2 protein-coding genes are annotated in these 6563 nt (G+C 69.1%); both read right to left on the reverse strand.

The annotated features are described in order from the left end of the window. The coding region (locus tag ACLP25_RS06400; RefSeq protein ID WP_442468389.1) for a translocation/assembly module TamB domain-containing protein at positions 1-4127 on the reverse strand (4127 nt) is incomplete at its 3' end. A 77-nt stretch (positions 4128-4204) separates the two neighbouring features. After that, entirely contained in the window at positions 4205-6154 is a 1950-nt protein-coding gene (locus ACLP25_RS06405; RefSeq protein ID WP_442468390.1) for an autotransporter assembly complex protein TamA, read from the reverse strand. Positions 6155-6563 lie beyond the last annotated feature (409 nt).

Raw genomic sequence — 6563 nt, forward strand, 5'->3', positions numbered from 1 at the left:
AGCGTTTTGCGCACTTGGTCGAGCGCGTCGCCGTGGCCGGACAGGGTCGCGACCGCGTTGGCGAGCTCCAGCGCCTGGAACGCCGACAGGTTGCCCGACGGCTTCTGAAACAGGAGCCTCGAGAGAATCTCGTCCTGCGGAAGGCTCGGCGAGGAGGTGATCGCGAAGGCCGGCTGGTCCGCAGGACCCGAGACTTCGATGCGCGCGGTGATGTCCGCGGCGGTCGTCTCGGCGACGAGGTCGAGGTCCGGGATCACGCCGCCGTGGAAGACCACGCGGCCGCGGGTGAAGGTCAGCCGCTGGCCGATCAGCGCCAGAGAGCCGCGCAAGAGGTCGAAGCCGCCGGTCACCTGCGGGTCGCGTGCGGAGCCGGCGACATGCAGATCGCCGCCCAATTCGGCGTTGATGCCCCGACCTCGGACGAACACCCGGTTGGCCGCGGAGATCGTCAGCGCCAGCGTCGCGTCGAACAGCGGCCCGCGCGCCCCGGCGGCGGCCTTGGCGCGCTGAGCAAGGAGCGCCCGCGCCGTCGCCGTCGGATTGACGTGCTTCGTGCCGGGAATCGGGGACGACACGCCGCCGAAGCGCTGGGGCACGGTGATATCCATCGAGTCGATCGCAATCCGCCCCGAGATCGTCGGCGACTGAGCGAGCTTGCCGGAGATGTCGAGCGCGAGGTCCGCTCTTGCGGCGACGACAGCGTTCGAAATCAGCTCGGCGCGCTTGCCGACGATGCGGACCGTCCCCGGGAAACCGGCGGTCGGGTCGAGCCTGACCTCGCCGTTCGCCCCGATCGTGCCGCCGTTCGGCGTCGTCCCGCTCAGGCGGTCGATGCGGATCGTATCGCCGTTGGCCGTCAGGAGCGCGCTGATGGAGGTGAGCTTGAATCCGGTCTGGTCGTCGCGGAAGGCGCCGTTGGCGAGCGCGATCGTTCCGCGCGCGTCCGGCTTGTCGAGCGTTCCGCGCGCCTGCATTGCGACCGTCACTGTCCCGCTCATATTCCGGCCGCCGGTGGAAAGCGCGACATTGGCGAGGGCGGCGTCGAGCCGGCCGTCGATCTTCAGGTCGAGCGCGCCGCCGGGCGCAATCGGCGCCGAGCCCGTGACGCGAAGCGCGCTGCCGGGACCGGCGTTGACCGAGAGGTCGACCGAGGTCCGGCCGCCGCCGAGCCGACCCGACCCCGAGACGTCGAGCGCAGGCAGGCCGGCGCTTTGCGCCTGCGGCGCGCTGACCCCCTTCAGGCGCAGCCGCCAGTCGCCGGTCGGGTCGTCCGGCGTCCCGCCGATCGTCACCGCGCCCTCGGCGACGCCCGAAAGGCCGAGCCCCGGCGCGACAAGGTCGAGCGCGGCGAGCGGCAGTCCGGTTGCGCTCGCCTTGAGGTCGAGTTTTTCGCCGATATGGCCGTCGACCGACAGCCGGCCGGAGTCGACGGCGACCGCGAATTTTTGGATGTCGAGGCCGTCGCGGCCATAAGTGAGGCTCGCCGGATGGGCGAGCGCGATGCGCCGGCCTCGGCCCTCGACCGTAAGGCTTGCGAGCGCGAGGCGCGCCGGGGTTTCGCCGGTGAGCGTTCCGCGCGCCTTCACCGCCAGTCCGCGCAGGGCGCCGCTGAAATTGAGGTCGCTCGAGTCGGCGCCCGCCGTCGCCGTCAGCCGGATGTCGGCGACCCCTTCGCCGGCGATCTCGGCGCGGGCGAGTTTCGCCGATCCGTCGACGCTCCGGGCGCCCCACAGGTCGCCGACGGTCACGTCGACCTTGAGCCCCTCGAGCCGGTTCGTCCCGACGCTCATGCGATCGCTGGCGGCGACGATCGCGATCATCTGCCGGCCGTCGGCGGCCGACGCGGTCGCCTTCGCCTGAAGCGACCCGCTAAGCTTGGCGAGGACGAGCGGCGAAACGTCGTCGAGGTTCTTGGCGCCGAACGTCAGCTGGCCGTTCGCAAGTCCATCGGCGTCGAGCGTCAGGTCGCCGGCCAGGCGCGCCGACGCGAGGCTCAGGCCGAGACCGTCCACCGCCCACCCGCCGTCGACCCGTTTGGTGAGATGGCCCGACCCGGCGAGCGGCTGGCCGTCGACGTCGCCCGTCAGCGAAGACTTCGCGTCGATGGGGCCGGTCAGATGGCTCGCCTCGGCGGTCAGCGCGACGCCGGCCGTCTTGCGGTCGAGCAGCCGCCCGGCGCCAAGCGTCGCCTTGACTTCGGCGCCAAGGTCGTCCGGAGCCCCGGAGAGTTTCGCGACCAGTTCGAGCTTGCCCTCGACCCGCGGATCGATCGCCTTGGCCTGCGGGATCAAGGCGGCGGCGGTCAAATCCGCCTTGCCTGTCCGGTAGTCTCCGTCGAGACGCGCCGAGCCGTTGCGGCCGGTCGCCTTGAGGTCGGAGAAGCCGAAGCCGTCCGGCGTCAGGCGCGCGGCGCCAGTCACCGTCAGTTCGCCGCCGATGACCTTGTCGAGGATGGGATAGGGCGAGACTAGGTTCGTGGCGTGCGCCTCGAGGGCCGCGGTCACGAAGCCGTAGCCCGGCGCGCCTTCGAGATCGGCGACGACGCGCGCCTCGCCTGCGAGCTTGCCGCCCGCGATCCCTGCGAAGCGGCTGAGATCGTTCGCTGTGAGACGGAGCCGGCCGTGCAACTTTCGCGGCGCGATGAGGCCGGAATATTGGGCCTCGAACGTCGGCGCGACGAGATCAAGCGTGTCGAACGAAACCTCGCCGCGCGCCGCCGCCGAGCCGCGCGCGGTCAGCGTGAAATCGCCGCTGACCGCACGCGCCAGCGCCGGATCGGCGAGGGCGAGGCCCTTCACCGTTCCCTGGCCGTCGAACAGAATCCTCGTCGCCGTCTCGGTGAGCGCGCCGCTCGGATGGGCCTCGAAGGTCGCGGCCACGCGGTCGAGCGATCCTTCCGTGACATGGATGTCTCCGGCGTCAAAGGCCCCGTTAACGGAGGGGGCCGAGACCGGCCCGAAGATCGCCGCGTTGAGGTCGAGCTTGCCGATCTGCGTCGAGCCCGGGATCGCGCCCGCGTGGATTTTGATGTCGAGCGTGTCGCCGGCGGTCTTCGTTCCCTCGATGTCGAGCCGCGCGTTGGCCGAGACGAGATGCAGGCCGGGCATGACGATGCTGGCGTCGTCGTTGAACAGGACGTCGCCCTTGAGCGTCGTCTCGCCCGCGAACACCGGGCGGAGGACCTGCGGCGTCATGCCCTCGAGCCGGGAGTTCAGATCGAGGGTCAGCCGCCGCGCGGCGCCCTGCCGGGCGACTAGGACGTCGCCCTTCGCCCAGACGTCCGGACCCGCCGCGAAGTCGAGCTTGGCGTCGAAACGGTCGAGCGGTCCGGCGCCCTCGAAGCTGAGCTTCGCGGCGGGCAGGCCAGGAAGATTGACGAGATGGGCGAAGATGCCGCCTGCAGGCTCGGAGGAATCGACGCTGACCGTCAGCTTGTCGGTGGCGGGCACGTAGCTGAGCAGCGCCTTGAATTCGCCCGCCGCGTCGAGCCGCTTCGCGGTCAGGCTGAGGTCGAGGCCCTCGGCCGGCGGGCCGAGCGTCACCCGGCCGTCGATGGCGAGCCGCGCCGCCACGCCGATGACCGGCTCCCCGAGCGAAAGCTCCTGCACGGCGAATTGCTTGACGATCACCTTGACCGGCAGTTGAGGCAAAATCGGCCGGGGCGTCCCGGTATCGGGCGGCGGCGTTTCCGAGGGCAGGGGACGTCGGAGAACCTGCAGATGCCCGATCGTCAGCCGGTCGACGTCGAGCCGCCCGCTGAATAGCGCCAGCCGGCTCCAGACGAGCCTCACCTTGTCGACCTTGAGCCACGGCCCGTCGCGATCGGAGAGCACGATGTCGCTGATGGTGGCGTCCGACGACAGCACGCCGTCGACCGCGCCGATCGACACCTTCATCGAAGGCGAGGACAAGGCCTGCGAGATCAGATTGGCGAGCACGCCCTTGTCGGAATCGTCGGCGCGGGCGGGGGCGGCGAGGATGAAGAGGAGCGCGAGAAGCGCCGCTATGGCGGTGCGCAGATGGATAGACAGTGGGCGCCGCCAATTCCTTCTCCCCGCTTGCGAGGAGAAGGCTAGGATGAGGGGCTGGGTGAGCGCGCGGAGCGGCCAATCGCCAAGGCCCCTCACCCCTTCCCTCTCCCCGCCTGCGAGGAGAGGGGGATCGGCGCCAACCGGGTTGACGCAATGGAAGCCAACTCTCGCCATCAGAAGGCCTGCCCGATGCTGATGTAGACCGCGACCGGGCCGCTGCCGGGGACGCGCTGGAACGGGAAGGCGACGTCGAGGCGGATCGGGCCGATGGCGGTATAATAGCGGAAACCAAGGCCGGCCGCCTCGTACAGCGGCATGCTGAAATTCGGGAAGTTGGAGGCGAAGGCGTTGCCGGCGTCGAAGAACGGCACGATCCCGATGGTGTCGGTGATCTTGATCCGCAATTCGGCCGAGGCTTCGAACAGGCTCCGGCCGCCGACCACGCCAAAGATGTTCCGCGGCCCGAGGCTGTCGTAGGCGTAGCCGCGCACCGAGCCGCCGCCGCCGGAATAGAACCGCCAGTTGGCGGGGATCTCGTCCAGGTCCGGGCCGGACTCCGCGCCGAGGCCGATCCGGCCGGCGAGAACGAAGCGCGAGTCGGGGTCGATCGAATAATAGGCCGACCCGCGCGCCTTGAACTGCGCGAGATTGAGGGTCGAGCCGAGGAACTCGCCGAAGCCGGAAGCCGTGGCGTTGAGCCGCACGCCGGTGGTCGGGTCGAGCTTATTGTCGGTCGTGTCGTAGTTGGCCGAGACGGGCACGCCGATCAACGTATAGTTAACCCTGCCGAGCGAATCCGTGGCCACGCCATTCTGCCCTTCGACGCCCGCCTGGATCCAAAAATTCTGACTGAAGCGATGGCGGAGAGCGGCCTGAGCGTCGGCGTCCTCGACCTGGTAGCCGACGAAGCCTACGCCGCTGGTGCTCATCTTCTCGCCGAGCGCGTCGAACAAGAAGTCGTTGCGCGTTCCCCACAAGGCGGGCTTGAGGAAGCTCGCCTTGATCCGGCCGCCGAGGTCGTTGATCGACAAGTCGCGGACGCTGTTGGACGTGACATACCAGGGCGGCGCGTAGAAGACGTCCGCCTGCAGCCGCAGCCGCTCCGCGCCGCCAAACACGTTGCGGTCCTCCCAATAGACCTGTCCGGCGGGGCCGTTGTAGGTGGAATATTGAGCCGAGGCGCCGACGGAATAGGGCAGGCGGTCTTCGACGTCGACCTCATAAGGCAGGCGGCCCAAGGCGTCGAGCGTCGGGCTCTCGGTGATCCGCACGCCGCCGACCGCGGGGATTTCGCGCAAACTGGTCCTCGCGTCTTCGATCGCCTTCGGCGAATAGGGGTCGCCCGGTTCGATATAGAGGAACGAGCGGGCGATTGCGGGGCTGAAGTCCTTGGGGCCGACGAGCGACGCCTCGCCGAACGGCGCGACCGGCCCCGGCGCGGCGAAGAACGTGACGTCCATCGTCTCGGTCGCATGATTGACCACCGGCGCGATCGACAGGACCTTGGCGAGCGGCCGGCCCTGGTTGCGGAAATAATCGACGATCCGCGCCTCCGCCGTGCGCAGGGCGCTCGCGGCCGCGGGGTCGCCGGCCTTCAGGCCGATTGCGCGGGCCGGCAACTGGGATTCCGGAAACGCCTCGCCGGCGCCGTTGACGACCCGGATTTCGCCGAGCCGGAACATCGGGCCAGGATCGATCCGGATGGTCACCGGCGCAGCCGCGCGGTTGCGGTAACTTTCGGCCGTGCGCGCGAACGCCGCGACGTCGGCCGATACGACGGTCAGGCTCGCCCGGTCGAGCGAGACTGCGACGGTGGCGTTGTAGTAGCCGAGGCCCCACAGGGCGTCGATGATCGGGCCGAAATCGTTGGTCGCGCGCCGCGCCAAAGCGTCGCCGTCCGGCGGCGCGTCCTTGCGCAGCGTGTACAGAGAGGACGCGTCCATCACGGCGTTTTTGACCCCGCCGTCGCCGCCTTTGACGTCGATCGTCACCTTGTAGGCAATGGCCGTTTTCGAAACCGGGGGCGGCGTGTCGTCAGACCCGAAGAGACCGAAGACATCAAAAGCGCGGGCCCCCTCGACGCCGGCGAAGGGCGCCGCGGCCGCCGCGACTGCGGCGATCATCGCCAGCCCCATGCGCTCCGGTCGGTTTCGGGAACCCCGGTTCCTCAACGCGAACGCCTTTTTCCCTGACGCAACATGACCGAACCGGCCCGGGCCGGGCTTATGAAGCAGACCGCGCCGCAGGTCAAAGCCGCACGCCGGGAAAAGGCGGCAGACCTTTAGGTTTTGCGGCGCAAGCCCAGGCGCGGGGGCGCTAACCACAGGGAAGATATCCGAAACATTTTACTCAAATCAAATGGCCCCGCGGCGACTGCAGAGGCTGGCGGAGACCAAGGCCGAATAGGACCCGCCGGGACCTTTCAGGCGGCCGCCCGGATCGTCGCGGGTTTCCGAATGCATGGATGATGTATCAGATTAGAATCATCATGTATCGATTTGATATAATCACATTAGCCTTGGGCCGGCACAG

It is taken from the genome of Roseiarcus sp. (genome assembly GCF_052145395.1).
GTDB lineage: Bacteria > Pseudomonadota > Alphaproteobacteria > Rhizobiales > Beijerinckiaceae > Roseiarcus.